Raw genomic sequence first — 13452 nt, 5'->3', positions numbered from 1 at the left:
AATGAAGGGCCCAATCGTCATCTGGCTCAAAATCTTCTGTCGCATTGGCTGCGAAGCTGATCTAAGACGCTGTCATGCCACAGATTGAATCACTCTTCGCCACCCGCCTCTATCGCGCCGCCCTGTCCGAGTTCGATCCAAGGATCGACCAGCAGGAATTAGAAAGCTCTTGTCTTGTCATCGCCGAAGATGACGAAGCCGGGCAGGAGTGGTGTGAAGAGAACGGCTATCCCGGCTATACCAGTTATGCCTCGCTGACTGATCTGCCCTGGCGGTTCCCGATCTTTGCCGATCTGGTCAAGGTGTTGGACCAGCATGTCGCTGCGTTTGCAACGGATCTAGAGTTCGATCTGGACGACCGGGAACTGAAGCTCGAGGATCTGTGGATCAACATCCTGCCCGAAGGCGGGATGCATGCCAGCCACATCCACCCGCACAGCGTAATCTCTGGCACGACCTACGTGGCGATGCCCAAAGGCGCCAGCGCGCTCAAGCTCGAGGATCCGCGCTCAGCCCGGATGATGGCCTCTCCGGTGCGCCGGAAAGAGGCGCGGCGTGAACTGCAGCCATTCATCTACATGAAACCCGAAGTGGGTGACGTGTTGCTGTGGGAAAGCTGGTTGCGCCACGAGGTGCCGATGAACATGGCTGAAGAAGAACGCATCAGCGTCAGTTTCAATTACAGTTGGGGATGATTGCAGAACCTGGCCGTCCCTGTAGCAGCGCAGCGGCAGGGACGGGTTGGCGCTCAGGCAGGTTCACCGGGTATTCTACGGCGCCCGTATTTTTTGGACGCCGAACCCGGCTGAATGACGGTTTAGACAATGGTCACAGGTTCGTCAGGCCAGAGCGGCGATTTTGGTGCTCTGGCGGATCGTACAATTCATGGGCTAATATCCTTGAAAAGCGGGTATCGGCAGGACAGTCAAACTTTCCCTTGCCACCCACAACCGTACACCTTATAGAGCGGCATCTTGCGGTCCCCCGGCTGAGTCGGGGGATTCGTATGTCTATCATTCATCCACCAGGTCCAGGGTGACCCGAGCTACGGGGCCTTCTGGTGTTTTGAGCAAAGGAAAAAGGCGATGAACGCCCAAGAATTGCGTGACAAGACCCCGGACCAGCTCCGCGAGGAACTGGCCAACCTGAAGAAAGAAAGCTTTAACCTGCGCTTTCAACAGGCAACCGGTCAGCTGGAAAGCACCGCCGGCATCAAAGCGGCCCGCCGCAACGCTGCCCGCGTCAAAACCATTCTGAACGAAAAGGCCGCTGCTGCGGCATCGGAGGAGTAATCCTATGCCCAAGCGTATCCTGTCCGGTACCGTAATCAGCGATGCCAACGAACAGACCGTAACCGTTTCCGTCGAGCGTCGCTTTACGCATCCGGTTCTGAAGAAAACCATCCGTAAGTCCAAGAAATACCGGGCTCACGATGAAAAGAACGCCTTCAAGGTCGGCGACACCGTACGCATCATCGAATGCGCGCCGAAATCGAAGACGAAACGTTGGGAAGTTCTGGAAGCGTAAGCTTCCGGGATTTTTCCATTTGTCGAAACCCTGGGGGATCTAACCAGACCAGCCCCCACAGGTCGGGAGAAACCACATGATCCAGATGCAGACCAATCTGGATGTCGCTGACAACTCCGGCGCACGCCGAGTTCAGTGCATCAAGGTCCTGGGTGGTTCCAAGCGTAAATACGCCTCCGTCGGCGACATCATTGTCGTCTCGGTGAAGGAAGCCATCCCGCGCGGCCGCGTGAAAAAAGGTGACGTCCGCAAGGCCGTCGTCGTGCGCACCGCCAAAGAAGTCCGCCGCGCGGACGGCACCGCGATCCGCTTTGATCGCAACGCCGCCGTCATCCTGAACAACAACAACGAGCCGGTCGGTACCCGCATCTTTGGCCCGGTTGTTCGCGAACTGCGCAGCAAGAACTTCATGAAAATCATCTCGCTTGCTCCGGAGGTGCTGTAATCATGGCTGCTAAACTCCGCAAAGGCGACAAGGTCGTCGTGCTGGCCGGCAAGGACAAGGGCAAAGAGGGAACGATCACCTCGGTTGACCCGAAAGCCGGTAAAGCTGTTGTCGATGGCATCAACATCGCCATCCGCCACACCCGCCAGACCCAGAACAGCCAGGGTGGCCGCCTGCCTCAGGCAAACCCGATCGAGCTGTCGAACCTGGCACTGCTGGACAAGAACGGCAAGGCAACCCGCGTCGGCTTCCGCATGGAAGGTGACAAGAAGGTTCGCTTCGCCAAGACCACGGGGGACGTGATCGATGCTTGATGCTGCTACCTACACCCCGCGTCTGAAAGCTCAGTACGCTGAAACCATCCGCGCCGCTCTGAAAGAAGAGTTCGGCTACAAGAACGACATGCAGCTGCCCAAGCTGGACAAGATCGTTCTGAACATCGGCTGTGGCGCCGAGGCGGTCAAAGACTCCAAGAAAGCCAAAGCGGCTGTCGAGGATCTGTCTGCAATCGCCGGTCAGAAAGCCATTGCAACCATGGCGAAGAAATCGATCGCGGGTTTTCGCGTCCGTGAAGAAATGCCGCTGGGTGCCAAGGTGACCCTGCGCGGCGACCGGATGTACGAATTCCTGGATCGTCTGATCACCATCGCGCTGCCGCGCGTGCGTGACTTCCGCGGTGTAAAGCCGTCTTTCGATGGTCGTGGCAACTTTGCCATGGGCATGAAAGAGCACATCGTGTTCCCGGAAATCGACTTCGACAAGGTCGACGAGGTCTGGGGCATGGACATCGTAATTGCCACCACAGCGAATACCGACGCTGAAGCAAAAGCATTGTTGAAAGCATTCAACATGCCTTTCACAAGCTAAGCGCGGAAGGGAAAAGACATGGCTAAAAAAGCAATGATCGAGCGCGAGAAGAAGCGCGAGCGCCTGGTGGCAAAATACGCCGCAAAGCGTGCCGAGCTGAAAGAAATCGCGAATGACGAAAGCCGCCCGATGGAAGAGCGCTTCAAGGCGCGTCTGAAACTGGCGAAACTGCCGCGTAACAGCTCGGCTACCCGTCTGCACAACCGCTGTCAGCTGACCGGTCGTCCCCACGCTTACTACCGTAAGCTGAAGGTCAGCCGTATCGCGCTGCGCGAGCTGGGTTCTGCTGGTCAGATCCCCGGCATGGTGAAATCGAGCTGGTAAGGGAGAGACAGATATGAACGATCCTATCGGCGATATGCTCACCCGTATCCGCAACGCGCAAATGCGCGGCAAGTCCACCGTTTCCACCCCGGCTTCCAAGCTGCGCGGCTGGGTTCTGGACGTGCTGGCGGACGAGGGCTACATCCGTGGCTATGAAAAGACGACCGGTGAAAACGGTCATCCGGCCATCGAAATCAGCCTGAAATACTACGAAGGCACCCCTGTCATTCGCGAACTGAAGCGGGTCTCGAAACCCGGTCGTCGCGTATACATGGGCGTCAATGACATCCCGCAGGTCCGTCAGGGTCTGGGCGTGTCGATTGTCAGCACTCCGAAAGGTGTGATGTCGGACGCAAACGCTCGCTCCAACAATGTTGGCGGCGAAGTGCTCTGCACCGTCTTCTAAGGAGGTCTGCAATGTCTCGTATTGGTAAAAAACCGGTCGAGCTGCCCAGCGGCGTTTCCGCCTCTGTGTCGGGTCAGACCATCGAAGTCAAAGGTCCGAAAGGCACCCGCAGCTTCACCGCCACCGACGACGTGACGCTGTCGGTTGAAGACAACGTGGTCAAGATCGACCCCCGTGGCATGTCCAAGCGTGCCCGCCAGCAGTGGGGCATGAGCCGCACCATGGTTGCCAATCTGGTGACCGGTGTGACCGAAGGCTTCAAAAAAGAGCTGGAGATCCAGGGTGTTGGTTACCGGGCTCAGATGCAGGGCAACACCCTGAAGCTGAACCTGGGCTACAGCCATGACGTTGATTTCGTTGCTCCGGAAGGTGTCACCATCACCGCACCGAAGCAGACCGTGATCATTGTGGAAGGTAACGACCAGCAGCAGGTGGGCGAAGTCGCGGCGAAAATCCGCGAATGGCGCCGTCCCGAGCCCTACAAGGGCAAAGGCATCCGCTACAAGGACGAGTTCATCTTCCGCAAGGAAGGCAAGAAGAAGTAAGGACGCAAACAATGGCAAACAGCAAAAGAACCCTGTTTCTGAAGCGCCGCCTGCGCGTTCGGAACAAACTTCGCAAGGTCAACGCGGGTCGTCCGCGTCTGTCCGTACACCGTTCGAACAAGAACATCTCTGTTCAGCTGATCGACGATGTGCGTGGCGTGACCCTGGCCTCGGCCTCGACCCTGGAAAAAGATCTGGGTGTTGTTGGCAAGAACAACGTCGAAGCGGCCACCAAGGTGGGCGCGGCCATCGCCGAGCGTGCCAAGAAGGCAGGCGTCGAAGAGGCCTATTTCGATCGTGGCGGCTTCCTGTTTCACGGCAAGGTGAAGGCTCTGGCCGACGCTGCGCGTGAAGGTGGTCTGAAGATCTAAGACTTGCGGGCAGCTTTGCGGCTGCCCCGATGATCCGGGAGCCTCGGCAACAGTTGGGGCTCACTTGGATTGAAATAAACGGCGCTGATGCGCCACATGAGAAAAGGGATGCCAAATGGCAGAACGTGAAAACCGTCGGGGCCGTGGCCGCGACCGTGAAGAAGCACCGGAATTTGCAGATCGTCTGGTTGCAATCAACCGTGTGTCGAAAACCGTAAAAGGTGGTAAGCGCTTTGGCTTCGCCGCTCTGGTGGTTGTCGGCGATCAGAAAGGCCGCGTGGGCTTTGGCAAGGGTAAAGCGAAAGAAGTACCCGAGGCCATCCGCAAGGCAACTGAGCAAGCCAAGCGTCAGATGATCCGCGTGCAGCTGCGCGAAGGCCGGACCCTGCACCACGACATCGAGGGCCGTCACGGCGCCGGTAAAGTGGTCATGCGCACCGCACCTGAAGGTACCGGTATCATCGCCGGTGGTCCGATGCGTGCCGTGTTCGAAATGCTGGGCGTCAAGGATGTTGTGTCCAAGTCGCTGGGCTCGCAGAACCCGTACAACATGATCCGCGCCACCATCAACGGCCTGCAGAAAGAGCAGAGCCCGCGTTCGGTCGCACAGCGTCGTGGCAAAAAGGTTGCCGACATCCTGCCCAAGCGGGACGAAGCACCGGCCGCTGCTGAAGCAGAAGCATAAGGAGAGCGACCCATGGCAAAAACCATCGTCGTCAAGCAGATCGGCTCGCCGATCCGCCGCCCCGCCGAACAGCGCGCAACCCTGATCGGCCTGGGCCTGAACAAGATGAACAAGACCCGCGAGCTGGAGGACACTCCTTCGGTCCGCGGCATGGTCAACAAGATCCCGCATCTTGTCGAGATCATCGAAGAGCGCGGCTAAGCCCGGCATCTTCGAAGGATTGGGAACGCCTCCGACTTTGGTCGGGGGCGTTTTTTTGTTGCTATGTGTTCAAACCGGGGTAACTTTGAGGTCGTTTATTGAGTGGATGTTTATGATGAGACTTATTTTGACTGCGCTCTGCGCGACCTTGATTGGAACGATCGCTTCTGCCGAATGTCCGGCCAAAGCGCCAAAACTCTCCAAAAGTTACCTTTCGGATGGTGATCAAAAGGTGAATGCGGCGTGGTTGCAAAAGAACCTGTCGGGGCGCAAGGTCGTTTATTCCGGGAAAGAAGTTGAGACCTATTCTGCAAACGGCTCATATTCTTACAAGGCAAACGGGCAGACATGGAAAGCCAATGCCTACAAATTTTATGACAATGGAATGCGCTGTATCGACTTCGAAAAGCCTCGTTTTGATCTGTATGTCGTGAACCAAGGCAAACTGATTCTGGTGAACGAGCAAAAGCAACGCTACATCGGCCAAATCCGCAAGTAAGAGCGCCGCAGGCATGCGGCGAAGGATTTGGCGAGAGCTAAATTTCGAAAACGCCTCCGGGATTTCGGGGGCGTTTGTTGTTTCGCCGGACCCGGGACGGTTCTGGCGCCACTGCAGAGGCTGTCCACACAAAGCCCTGCAATCAGGACTATATGCGACCAGTTCCATGTCGTTAAGAGAGGCGCAAATTCCCGACACCTGTAAAGGATAGAAGAACAGAGTTGGCAGGTGTGGCATGTATCACTTCAATCGCTGGTTCCCATTCGCTCCTCCGGTCGTCCACTGATCCAGATCAGGAACAATGACGAATGAAGGACATACCAATGACCGAGACATCTGCAAAAACCCGGCCCGAACCGGCCCCGATGAGCCGTGAATGGCACTGGCACCCTGAACTGCCCGTGGGATTTGCCCCTTACTGGAACTGGCCACCAAAGCCCGGAACGATGCTGAAGTGGCTATGGCAGAACTATCTGCAGGTCTCTGACCGCTCGCTTTATCTGGCCTTTGCGTTTCTGGTGGCTTTCTGGTTGCAGCCGGTTGGCCCCGACCAGACCCAGTTCGCACCGGGATGGATGGCGGCCGTCCTGATCAGAAACTGGATTGTCCTGTTTCTTGTCGCCGGGGGATTGCATCTATGGTTCTACGGGATCGATGGTCAGGGTAAATTGCTGAAGTACGATCCCCGCCCCTACATGAAGCGCAAGAACGCGCTTTATAAGTTCGGTTATCAGACCTGGGACAACATGTTCTATTCGCTGGTATCCGGAGTACCCATCTATTCCGCCTACGAAATCGGCCTTCGCTGGATGTACGCGAACGGGACACTTGCCACGCTTGAGTATTCGGCCCACCCGATCTGGTTTGTCGTCCTTTTCCCGCTGCTTGCCGTCTGGCAGAGTTTTCATTTCTACGTCATTCACATCGTCCTGCATCAGCCCCGGATATACAAATACGTCCACGCTGTACATCACCGGAACGTCAATACCGGCCCATGGTCGGGAACATCCATGCATCCTGTCGAGCATGTGTTCTACTTCAGCGCCATGCTGATCCTGCTGGTGTTGCCCAGTCATCCGGTTCACATGTTGTTTCTGGGCTACTGGCTGATGCTCGGTGCGGCGTCCTCACACTCGGGGTACGAGGCGATCTGGGTCAGGGATCGGCAACGCCTTTTGATCGGCGCATTTTTTCACCAGCTGCATCACAGATACTACGAATGCAACTATGGAAACTCGGAAATGCCGTGGGACAAGTGGTTCGGCACCTACCACGACGGATCCGAAGAGGCGACGCGAACGACGCGAGATCGCAAGCGCCGAATGCACAATCCGTGATACCGACGGAGTAAGCCGCTCATAGGCAAAGGGTTTGGCACTCCAGCGCTTACCCGGACAGAAACCGAGGACGCCGGGATGCCGGGGTATTTCCCAGGCCTCCCAGGCGGGCGGTAGCGTCAGTGGATTATGTGGGTGCCATTAGTCAGTGTCTGTTTGCGCACTTGCTCTGCGCCATAAGCCTGCTCACGTCCTCCCCTGAAATCGCGTCACTGGCATAGTTGAATGTGCCAAAGGACTTTACCTCCTGCGCGGCTTTCATCACCGCGCCAAGTGCTGCCCGCGCGAATGAGCCACCAACACTGACACGGCGCACCCCGGCTTCTGCAAGCTGGGCGACAGAATAGCTGGGCCCCTGAAGCCCCATCACCACATTGACGGGCTTGTCGACAGACTGGCAGACGGTTCTGATCGCCTCGATATCCGGAAGCCCCGGGGCATAGAGGACGTCCGCACCGGCATCTGAAAACGCCTGCAGGCGGGCGATAGTGTCATCCAGATCGCTTCTTCCCCAAAGATAGCTTTCCGCCCGCGCCGTCAAAAGAAAACCGAGATCGGTAGCAACCTCGGCAGCGGCACCAATGCGTTCAACAGCCTGACCGAATTCATAAATAGGCTTATCCGGATCTCCGGTTGCATCTTCGATGGACCCGCCGGCCAAACCCACGTCACAGGCAAGGCGGATGGTTTCTGCGCAACTTTCGGGTGACGTTCCAAAGCCATCTTCTAGATCAGCGGAAACCGGCAGGTCCGTTGCCGCAACGATTTCAGCTGCGTTATCGAGAATCTCTGCCCGGTTCAGGCTTGCGAATGAATCCCTTTTTCCCCGTGAGAACGCATAGCCGGCACTTGTTGTTGCAAGGGCGTCGAAACCAAGGCTGGTTAACAGGCGCGCCGAACCTGCGTCCCACGGGTTTGGTATCACAAAGGTCACGTCACGGTCGTGAAGCGCCTTCAGCCGTTCATACTTGGTCTTTCTTTCAGACATGGTGCCCTCCCTGATGGTCTTGTTGTGGTCTACCACACCGGGAACAAATAGCGAACAAATATCTTAATGATGGAAGGTTGACGATCCCCATGGTCTTGCGGAATCCGATCACGTTCTTCGGTCGGGTGTGCACAGGACCGCAAGCCCAGCCATTCGATTCCCGCATAGCGGCTAGACCAAAACATGCATTGTTGGCGCTAAACACTGTGCCTATCTCGGCCCTGTCCCAAACAGGAACAGAACTCGATTACCGGGGAATGCGCCCCGGCCGCAGAAAGGAACAAAGACATGGCACACGCAATCACTGCATCGCACACCGGCTTCGGCACCCGCTTCTGGGCATTTGTTGACCAGATCAGACAGGCTCGCGCCAAGGCTGCGGAATACAACCGCACCTATACCGAGCTGCAAAGCCTGACCAATCGTGAACTGGACGATATCGGCGTCCGCCGTTGCGACATCTCGGATATCGCGCACAAGCACGTCTATTGTGTATAAGCGCCGCTTCGGCAAACTCTGCCGACGCAAATTAAAAAAAAAGCGCCCCGCTTAGCCGGGGCGCTTTTTTTGTTTTAGGCGGCCTTGGAGCGCGGACGGCCCCTGTTTGGCCTGCGCCGCCGGTTCTGCGGCTTTTTCCGTTCCTTGGGTTCTTCTGTAACCCATGGGCGCCCGCCAAGCACGGGAATGTCACGCCCCATTGTCTTCTGGATGGCGCGGAACTCTGACATTTCCGCAGGTGCGCAGAATGCAACTGCACGTCCGTCGCGGCCTGCTCGGGCGGTCCGACCGATACGGTGCACATAGTTGTCGGGCACGTTGGGCAGATCAAAGTTATAGACGTGTCGCACGTCCGGAATGTCGATGCCGCGCGCGGCCACATCGGTTGCCACCAGAACCCGCAGAGTACCTGCGCGGAACTCGCGCAAAGCCCGGTCGCGCTGGCCTTGCGATTTGTTGCCATGCACCGACCCTGCGGCATATCCCGCTTTGTCCAGTGTTCTCGACAGCCGCTCGGCCCCGTGCTTGGTCCGGGCAAATACCAGCGCCAGTTCCTCGCGATGGGTATCCAACAATTCGATCAGCAGTGATGTCTTTTCCGCTTGGGCCACGAAGTGAACGCCCTGATCGATCTTGTCCGCCGGACGACCCGGAGGCGCGGTTTCAACGCGCACGGGATTATTCAGGTAAGCTGCGGCGATCTCGGCCATCTGCTTCGGCATAGTGGCGGAGAACAGCATCGTCTGCCGGTCCGCGGGCAGCAGTTGCGCAATCTTGCGCAGGGCATGAATGAAGCCCAGATCCAGCATCTGGTCGGCTTCGTCCAGAACCAGAAACCCGGTCTGGTCGAGCCGGACAGCTTTGCGCTCCAACAGGTCAATCAGACGTCCGGGCGTCGCCACCAACAGGTGGCTGCCCCGTTTCAGCCGGTCGATCTGCGGCCCCATGGACACGCCGCCGACGATCAGATCGACCCGGATCGACGTGCCTTCACAATAAGAGCGCAGGTTTTCGGTGATCTGCTTGGCCAGTTCCCGCGTGGGTGCCAGCACAAGGCTGCGCGCGGTTTTGGGCGCAGGGCGGCCTTCCTGACGGATCATCGACATCAGAATGGGCAGGCCAAAGGCCAGCGTCTTGCCCGTTCCCGTTTGCGCAAGGCCCATCACGTCACGCCCGTTCATGGCGTGGGGGATGGCCTGTTTCTGGATCGGCGTGGGTTCGGAAATTCCCAGCGTTTCGAGGTTTGTGATCAGGCGGGGCGTCAGCCCCAGCATATTAAAGTCCAAAGACCGTATTCCTTTTGAATGTGACGGCCTTGCCAGCCGCACGGATGTCGTGGCGCGCCCCGAATGGTGACGCGCTTTGGTTCCGCAACAAAACAACAGGGACAACGAAGGCCCTTGCCGCTTTATCACGCCGACCCCCGCGTGATCTGGGTATCAGTAGTGTTCAGATTGATTTGTTGCGCCGTACAGCCCACCCGGGGCGTCGCGCGATCCGCTCACGCCGCGGATATTGCACTGGCCGCATATGATCGTTGAAGTGCCGGTTGTCAATAGTTCTTTGGCTCAGCCCTCTGCGGCCAGCGGCGCGAATATCTGCGCAGGCCTGTCCAGACCCTTGAGCGAATACTGACCTAGCGGAACGTGATCCGCATCGACCATCCCGGCAAACTCTCCGGAATACAAAGCGGGCTGTCCGGTTTCCCCGCACAACGCCTCGATCCGCGCAGCAATATTGACGGCTTGGCCCAGAACGGTGAAATCCAGTCGCGCCTCGGACCCGATATTGCCGTATAGAACACTGCCACAATGCAGCCCGACCCCGTATTGCAGATCGGTCGCCGGGGCCGCCTTTAATGCGCTTCTGGCCGCGGTCAATGCCCGGTGGCAGGCGGAGCGCATATCTGGTTCCGCAGGAAAGATGGCCAGAACCCCGTCGCCCAGAAACTTAAGAATCTCACCGCCATTGTCTGATACGGCCTTGTCGATGACCTCGAAATACCGGTTCGCCAGTTCCACCGTCTCGGCAACCGGCAGGCGCGCGTTCAGACCGGTCCAGTCACGGATATCGCTGATCAGGATCGCCGCTTCAATCCTGTCGATATCGCCCCTCGTGATCTGCCCGCCAACCACGCGCCGACCAGTGCGTGGCCCCAGATAGGCTTCGGCTACGGCCATCGACAGGTTCCTCAGTCGGTGCACCTCGACGATGGCAGTGATCGCGGCGCCGATCGTGTCGAACCCCGCAATATCCTCGTCATTGAACCCTTCCGCCCGGTCTGAGACAAAGATCAGTACGCCCCCGCCTTCGCCGATGAACCGCAGCGGCATCCCGTAATAGTCTGTCGCGCCACGTTCACGCAGTTCGTGAAAGGCGACGTGATCGTCCGAATTCAGTTCAACAAGCGATTGCCTCAGCGGCCTGCTGGTCTGGGCAATTCGGGCAATTGGGCTTCCGATGTATTCCTGACGTTGATCCAGACCATGCGTCGCCGCCACGCTGTCGATCTGTTCGCTGTCCCGCTCCCACGCCACACTTAGAGCGGTCACCAGCGGATGAACCGTTCGAATGGCCAGCCGAATACGCCATACCGGTGCGCCAGCCTCCAGCATAGCCGATCCCAGCGCCTCAACGATGTGATCAAGATCGGGCAGCATCCGGCCTTCGGACAGCAACCAGTCGATGACTTTGTTCAGCTTCCAGTCCATGGAAGCAAAGGTAACACGGATTCCAAAGGCATTGTCTGCAATAGTTTGGCTGCTTGGATGCAGTACCGGCGTCCGTGACCTGTTCGCGTGTCTACCGTCAGCGCAAAAGCACATCCCGGCGCTGTCCGGAAATCCCCTTCAAATCCAAAAGCTCTTCCACCGCGCGATAGTCATCAGAAAGAAATTGACGCAGGTTATGGCGCGCGCAATCGCTCAGATGCTTTTTTTCCAAATCAACGGAAGGCCGGTTTTGATGTTCCCGCTTCACGTCTTCAATATTCAATTCTCGGGCGACTTCGCTGTCCAGAAACTCGGTCGTCAGCACCGAAAAAATCTGATCGGAACGAACGTTCGGTAGCATTTTGGACAGATAGAACGAGATATCCATTCTCAGATGGCCAATAGAGCGGAGATCTTCGACGACCAGTTCATTCAGCGATCCATCGACATAAAGTGCTTCAGCCAGCGCATTCAATGTGCCGTACCTGGCAAGCACCTGATACTCCTGCGATGCCCTGTCCTTTTTGACTTCATCTTCGACAACCAGCTTGTAACGCCAGTTAAAGGCAGAAATGGCGCGGGATATCGGGTTGCGCACCACGATTAGGTACTTTGATCTTGCCAGGACCGGTGGTTCAGCAACGTGCACGCGAATAACCGAAGAAAACTGCTGGTTTACAACCGGGCTGCGCTGAATCGCATCCCACAACGACTGACCGCCGCATTTACCGATATGGATATAGACCAGCTCGTCTTCCTGATCCCTGAACCTTTTGATGCTTGTATTTGGACCCAGCGATTCAAAGATGGGGGATCTGCCGGGGTTTTCGCTTTTTTGCTCTACCATTCTGCCTGCCAGTCCTTTTGTCTAATGGGGGTTCAGGCCGCCAATTCGATCATTCCAAACGCATCCGCACGGTCATCGGGGGTTGGGCAAACCCAGATATGGCTGCGTGTCAGCGCAGAACAACATCGCGCTTCGCACCGGTAATACCTTTCATGTCAAACAACCTTTGTACTGCCTCGTAGTCATCGTCGAGAAACCGGCGCAGATTTTTCCGGGCAAGGCCACTCAGATACAGCTTTTCCTTGTTCACAGAGTTACGATTCTGATGCTCTTTCCTGACGCGATCAACGCCAAGGTCTCGAGCGATTTCGGCGTCCAGAAACTCGGTCGCCAAAACCAGAGAGATTTGGGTCGCACTTACTTTTGGCAGAAGTTCAGACAGGTAAAATGATATGTTCTCGCGGAGGTGATGGATCGCGCGGAACGCGTCAGCGGCGTCGTTGTCCAAGGCTCCATCTGTATAGAGCTCCTCGGCCAAAGCATTCAGCGTCTTGTATTTGGCAAGAACCGCGTACTCGGTTGATGTTCGGCTGCTCTTGACCTCATCCTCAACCACCAGCTTGTAACGCCAGTTAAATGCCGAGATCGCGCGATCTATCGGATTGCGTACGACGACAAGGTACTTTGTCCTGGAACGCACTGGTGGTTTCACAACGTGCATTCTCAGAACCGAAGAATACGCTTCGTTCAAAACCGGGCTGCGAACCATTGCATCCCACAAGGATTCACCACCGCATTTGCCAATATGGATGTAAATCAGCACATCTTCGCGATCCGGAATTCCCTGGCGATCTATCGTGGGCCGCAAAGTTTCAAAGTGGGCCGAGGTGCGGACCGCTCCGGTTTGGTTCTCTTCCATTTTGATACCAGTCTGTTTATGGGCGAGATCGCCATGGGTGTATCGTGATGTGCATTTCGGTGCCTAGAGTGTGGCGGCACTCATTACAAGAACCGCCTGTGTTGTGTGCTCCAATGTGAAGCTCCAATAGGCCGACGTGCAATCGTGAAGTCGTTTTCGGCCCGAGGCTTACCTTCGGTGCAGTCAGATATCTGCGACAGCCTGATAAACAAGACCCTCTTGAACCGTTCGGCATCCGGGTTTATACGCCTCCGGTGGCCCTGTGGGTCCACGAGAATCAACAGCAAGAAACGCCGTGTCTGGCCCATCACGCTTCGGGGTCATGTCCGGCAATGGAGAAGC

Annotated in this window: 20 protein-coding genes; 15 read left to right on the top strand and 5 right to left on the bottom strand. The window is 57.0% G+C overall.

The annotated features are described in order from the left end of the window. Nucleotides 1-74: 74 nt before the first annotated feature. The 14 genes from ACR0NW_RS13390 to ACR0NW_RS13325 all read left to right on the top strand — a co-directional run bounded on the left by ACR0NW_RS13390 (nucleotide 75) and on the right by ACR0NW_RS13325 (nucleotide 7207). Nucleotides 75-695, top strand: a complete 621-nt coding sequence (locus tag ACR0NW_RS13390) for a 2OG-Fe(II) oxygenase family protein (protein ID WP_480450664.1) — start codon at nucleotides 75-77, stop codon at nucleotides 693-695. Nucleotides 696-1085: 390 nt separating this feature from the next. Then, nucleotides 1086-1292: a 50S ribosomal protein L29 gene (gene rpmC, locus ACR0NW_RS13385; RefSeq protein ID WP_037311745.1), complete on the top strand. Its 207-nt coding sequence runs from the start codon at nucleotides 1086-1088 to the stop codon at nucleotides 1290-1292. 4 nt (nucleotides 1293-1296) lie between these two features. Continuing rightward, the gene (gene rpsQ, locus ACR0NW_RS13380) at nucleotides 1297-1527 is read left to right on the top strand and encodes a 30S ribosomal protein S17 (protein ID WP_480450663.1); all 231 of its coding nucleotides are present in this window, start codon (nucleotides 1297-1299) and stop codon (nucleotides 1525-1527) included. A gap of 76 nt (nucleotides 1528-1603) precedes the next feature. After that, nucleotides 1604-1972, top strand: a complete 369-nt coding sequence (rplN, locus tag ACR0NW_RS13375) for a 50S ribosomal protein L14 (RefSeq protein WP_155148681.1) — start codon at nucleotides 1604-1606, stop codon at nucleotides 1970-1972. 2 nt (nucleotides 1973-1974) lie between these two features. Next, nucleotides 1975-2286, top strand: a complete 312-nt coding sequence (gene rplX / locus ACR0NW_RS13370; RefSeq protein ID WP_170440482.1) for a 50S ribosomal protein L24 — start codon at nucleotides 1975-1977, stop codon at nucleotides 2284-2286. Then, the gene (gene rplE, locus ACR0NW_RS13365) at nucleotides 2279-2839 is read left to right on the top strand and encodes a 50S ribosomal protein L5 (protein WP_170653896.1); all 561 of its coding nucleotides are present in this window, start codon (nucleotides 2279-2281) and stop codon (nucleotides 2837-2839) included. The genes rplX and rplE overlap by 8 nt, the downstream gene beginning before the upstream one ends. Before the next feature lie 18 nt (nucleotides 2840-2857). Beyond that, entirely contained in the window at nucleotides 2858-3163 is a 306-nt protein-coding gene (gene rpsN, locus ACR0NW_RS13360) for a 30S ribosomal protein S14 (protein WP_068340744.1), read from the top strand. A 13-nt stretch (nucleotides 3164-3176) separates the two neighbouring features. Continuing rightward, nucleotides 3177-3569: a 30S ribosomal protein S8 gene (rpsH, locus tag ACR0NW_RS13355; protein WP_068340741.1), complete on the top strand. Its 393-nt coding sequence runs from the start codon at nucleotides 3177-3179 to the stop codon at nucleotides 3567-3569. An 11-nt stretch (nucleotides 3570-3580) separates the two neighbouring features. Further along, nucleotides 3581-4114, top strand: coding sequence for a 50S ribosomal protein L6 (rplF, locus tag ACR0NW_RS13350; RefSeq protein WP_170653898.1), 534 nt, complete (start codon nucleotides 3581-3583; stop codon nucleotides 4112-4114). A gap of 11 nt (nucleotides 4115-4125) precedes the next feature. Then, nucleotides 4126-4485 carry a 50S ribosomal protein L18 gene (gene rplR, locus ACR0NW_RS13345; RefSeq protein ID WP_058283506.1) on the top strand — a complete coding sequence of 120 codons (360 nt, stop codon included), beginning with the start codon at nucleotides 4126-4128 and terminating at the stop codon, nucleotides 4483-4485. Between the two features lie 115 nt (nucleotides 4486-4600). After that, complete coding sequence (gene rpsE, locus ACR0NW_RS13340) at nucleotides 4601-5170, top strand: 30S ribosomal protein S5 (protein WP_170419378.1); 570 nt, start codon at nucleotides 4601-4603, stop codon at nucleotides 5168-5170. A gap of 12 nt (nucleotides 5171-5182) precedes the next feature. Further along, nucleotides 5183-5371 (top strand): 50S ribosomal protein L30, encoded by a 189-nt coding sequence (gene rpmD, locus ACR0NW_RS13335; protein WP_170402795.1) that lies wholly within the window; start codon nucleotides 5183-5185, stop codon nucleotides 5369-5371. Next, nucleotides 5343-5870, top strand: coding sequence for a hypothetical protein (locus ACR0NW_RS13330; protein WP_480450660.1), 528 nt, complete (start codon nucleotides 5343-5345; stop codon nucleotides 5868-5870). Before rpmD ends, ACR0NW_RS13330 begins: the two co-directional genes overlap by 29 nt. Before the next feature lie 323 nt (nucleotides 5871-6193). Continuing rightward, entirely contained in the window at nucleotides 6194-7207 is a 1014-nt protein-coding gene (locus ACR0NW_RS13325; protein WP_480450659.1) for a sterol desaturase family protein, read from the top strand. 145 nt (nucleotides 7208-7352) lie between these two features. On the opposite strand, the gene ACR0NW_RS13320 is transcribed toward ACR0NW_RS13325, so the two are convergent. Next, entirely contained in the window at nucleotides 7353-8195 is an 843-nt protein-coding gene (locus ACR0NW_RS13320; RefSeq protein ID WP_480450657.1) for an isocitrate lyase/PEP mutase family protein, read from the bottom strand. 288 nt (nucleotides 8196-8483) lie between these two features. On the opposite strand from ACR0NW_RS13320, the gene ACR0NW_RS13315 reads away from it, so the two are divergent. Beyond that, a complete protein-coding gene (locus ACR0NW_RS13315) occupies nucleotides 8484-8693 on the top strand; it encodes a DUF1127 domain-containing protein (protein ID WP_170653906.1) in 210 nt (69 codons plus the stop codon). A 74-nt stretch (nucleotides 8694-8767) separates the two neighbouring features. On the opposite strand, the gene ACR0NW_RS13310 is transcribed toward ACR0NW_RS13315, so the two are convergent. From ACR0NW_RS13310 to ACR0NW_RS13295, 4 genes are all read right to left on the bottom strand, one after another. Continuing rightward, the gene (locus tag ACR0NW_RS13310; RefSeq protein ID WP_480450655.1) at nucleotides 8768-9979 is read right to left on the bottom strand and encodes a DEAD/DEAH box helicase; all 1212 of its coding nucleotides are present in this window, start codon (nucleotides 9977-9979) and stop codon (nucleotides 8768-8770) included. 282 nt (nucleotides 9980-10261) lie between these two features. Then, on the bottom strand, nucleotides 10262-11404 hold the full coding sequence (locus ACR0NW_RS13305) for an adenylate/guanylate cyclase domain-containing protein (protein WP_480450653.1): 1143 nt from the start codon (nucleotides 11402-11404) through the stop codon (nucleotides 10262-10264). Between the two features lie 97 nt (nucleotides 11405-11501). Continuing rightward, on the bottom strand, nucleotides 11502-12251 hold the full coding sequence (locus ACR0NW_RS13300; RefSeq protein ID WP_480450652.1) for a hypothetical protein: 750 nt from the start codon (nucleotides 12249-12251) through the stop codon (nucleotides 11502-11504). A 109-nt stretch (nucleotides 12252-12360) separates the two neighbouring features. Further along, complete coding sequence (locus tag ACR0NW_RS13295; protein WP_480450651.1) at nucleotides 12361-13110, bottom strand: hypothetical protein; 750 nt, start codon at nucleotides 13108-13110, stop codon at nucleotides 12361-12363. Nucleotides 13111-13452: the final 342 nt, after the last annotated feature.

The sequence above is a fragment of the Ruegeria sp. CF5 genome, from assembly GCF_056537325.1.
Note: the sequence above shows the minus strand (reverse complement) of the source record. Positions and strands in the feature narration are given on the sequence as shown.

Bases quoted from the DNA above. Each gene is read 5' to 3' on its own strand.
- ACR0NW_RS13390 (WP_480450664.1), top strand. From the start codon at position 75: ATGCCACAGATTGAATCACTCTTCGCCACCCGCCTCTATCGCGCCGCC.
- rpmC (WP_037311745.1), top strand. From the start codon at position 1,086: ATGAACGCCCAAGAATTGCGTGACAAGACCCCGGACCAGCTCCGCGAG.
- rpsQ (WP_480450663.1), top strand. From the start codon at position 1,297: ATGCCCAAGCGTATCCTGTCCGGTACCGTAATCAGCGATGCCAACGAA.
- rplN (WP_155148681.1), top strand. From the start codon at position 1,604: ATGATCCAGATGCAGACCAATCTGGATGTCGCTGACAACTCCGGCGCA.
- rplX (WP_170440482.1), top strand. From the start codon at position 1,975: ATGGCTGCTAAACTCCGCAAAGGCGACAAGGTCGTCGTGCTGGCCGGC.
- rplE (WP_170653896.1), top strand. From the start codon at position 2,279: ATGCTTGATGCTGCTACCTACACCCCGCGTCTGAAAGCTCAGTACGCT.
- rpsN (WP_068340744.1), top strand. From the start codon at position 2,858: ATGGCTAAAAAAGCAATGATCGAGCGCGAGAAGAAGCGCGAGCGCCTG.
- rpsH (WP_068340741.1), top strand. From the start codon at position 3,177: ATGAACGATCCTATCGGCGATATGCTCACCCGTATCCGCAACGCGCAA.
- rplF (WP_170653898.1), top strand. From the start codon at position 3,581: ATGTCTCGTATTGGTAAAAAACCGGTCGAGCTGCCCAGCGGCGTTTCC.
- rplR (WP_058283506.1), top strand. From the start codon at position 4,126: ATGGCAAACAGCAAAAGAACCCTGTTTCTGAAGCGCCGCCTGCGCGTT.
- rpsE (WP_170419378.1), top strand. From the start codon at position 4,601: ATGGCAGAACGTGAAAACCGTCGGGGCCGTGGCCGCGACCGTGAAGAA.
- rpmD (WP_170402795.1), top strand. From the start codon at position 5,183: ATGGCAAAAACCATCGTCGTCAAGCAGATCGGCTCGCCGATCCGCCGC.
- ACR0NW_RS13325 (WP_480450659.1), top strand. From the start codon at position 6,194: ATGACCGAGACATCTGCAAAAACCCGGCCCGAACCGGCCCCGATGAGC.
- ACR0NW_RS13320 (WP_480450657.1), bottom strand. From the start codon at position 8,195: ATGTCTGAAAGAAAGACCAAGTATGAACGGCTGAAGGCGCTTCACGAC.
- ACR0NW_RS13315 (WP_170653906.1), top strand. From the start codon at position 8,484: ATGGCACACGCAATCACTGCATCGCACACCGGCTTCGGCACCCGCTTC.
- ACR0NW_RS13305 (WP_480450653.1), bottom strand. From the start codon at position 11,404: ATGGACTGGAAGCTGAACAAAGTCATCGACTGGTTGCTGTCCGAAGGC.
- ACR0NW_RS13300 (WP_480450652.1), bottom strand. From the start codon at position 12,251: ATGGTAGAGCAAAAAAGCGAAAACCCCGGCAGATCCCCCATCTTTGAA.
- ACR0NW_RS13295 (WP_480450651.1), bottom strand. From the start codon at position 13,110: ATGGAAGAGAACCAAACCGGAGCGGTCCGCACCTCGGCCCACTTTGAA.